The sequence below is a fragment of the Coraliomargarita parva genome, from assembly GCF_027257905.1.
Classification (GTDB): Bacteria; Verrucomicrobiota; Verrucomicrobiia; order Opitutales; family Coraliomargaritaceae; genus Coraliomargarita_A; species Coraliomargarita_A parva.
On record NZ_JAPZEI010000026.1, the window covers coordinates 1 to 1,369 of the forward strand.

Here is a 1,369-nt window from a genome sequence, read left to right on the forward strand (position 1 = left end):
GGTACAGGTTCAGGACATAGGTACCAAAAAAGGTTCAGGACATGGGTAACACTTTCGGCCAGAAAGGGTGATGCCATGGAGAGAAACCAAAATGATAGAAGAACGCATGAATTTTGCCTTAAAGAGCCTTCAAGATGGCGTAAACTTCAGCGAGCTATGTGCCGAATACGGGATCAGCCGAAAGACTGGCTACAAGTGGCGCGAACGCTACCAAAAGCAGGGAGCAGTCGGACTACACGATCTAAGCCGTAAACCGACAAACAGCCCGAACCAGCTATCCGAAGCCCTTATGTGCCAGATAGTAAAGCTCCATGAAAGGCACCGAACCTGGGGTCCCAAGAAGATCCGGGCCCTGTTACTCAAGGACATTGCCTTCGCCGCCGAGGCACCCTCTGAGAGCAGCATCAAGCGAGTCTTCGACCGCTGCGGGTGGACGCGTAAACGCTCCCGTCGCAAACGCCAGGACACCGGTCGCATCAGCTCAAACGCCCGTGCCGAAGACAACAACGACGTATGGACCGTGGACTTTAAAGGCTGGTGGCGCACCGGCGACCAGCAGCGCTGCGAACCGCTGACCGTACGTGATGAGCACAGCCGCTTCATGTTGATCGCTCAACCGATGGTGCGCTCAGACACCGATTCGGTCAGAGCAGTCTTTGAAAAACTCTTCCAGCACTACGGCCTGCCCGGTGCGATCCGCAGTGACAATGGCAGCCCCTTTGCCTCGTCAAAAGCAATCCTGGGGCTGAGCCGGCTATCGGTATGGTGGCTGAGTCTGGGCGTCAGCCTGGAACGCGGACGACCGGGCAAACCACAGGACAATGGAGCCCACGAACGCATGCACAGGGACATCGCTGCCGAGGTCCAGTCATGCGCCCAAGGAACTCTGCCCGAACAGGCCGCAGCCCTTGAGCTTTGGCGTGAAACCTTCAACTGCGTACGCCCACACGAAGCGCTGGGCATGAAAACGCCCGCAGACGTTTACAAACCCAGCCAGCGAAAATATACGGGAACACCCGACGATATTGTTTATCCGGGAATGATCCGTCGACGAATTAACAAACGAGGCTATCTATGCTATGAAAAACACCGAATACCGATCAGCACCGCCCTGGCAGGTTGGAGTGTCGGACTCAAGCCAGTCGACTGCGAACATCTTGAAGTCTATTTTGCAGACCAATACCTCGGTCAGATCGAACTTCCAACCCTCTCCTTGCTCGCTGGGGCTAGCCCCAGCGAGCAAGGAGAGGGCAACACCCAAAAAGCTTCGTAAACACCTACAAAAATAATACTAACAACTGTCACCAAGCTCTGACGAAGTGTTACCTATGTCTTGAACCTAAACTGTTACCCATGTCCTGACCCCTCC

Annotated in this window: 1 protein-coding gene; it reads left to right on the plus strand. The window is 54.9% G+C overall.

Features of this window, described 5'->3' with window-relative positions; translation table 11 throughout:
• Positions 1-91: 91 nt before the first annotated feature.
• Positions 92-1,273, plus strand: a complete 1,182-nt coding sequence (locus O2597_RS18565; protein ID WP_269527279.1) for an IS481 family transposase — start codon at positions 92-94, stop codon at positions 1,271-1,273.
• The last annotated feature ends 96 nt before the right edge of the window (positions 1,274-1,369 follow it).

Coding starts and splice junctions, on each gene's coding strand:
- O2597_RS18565 (WP_269527279.1), top strand. CDS start 92: ATGATAGAAGAACGCATGAATTTTGCCTTAAAGAGCCTTCAAGATGGC.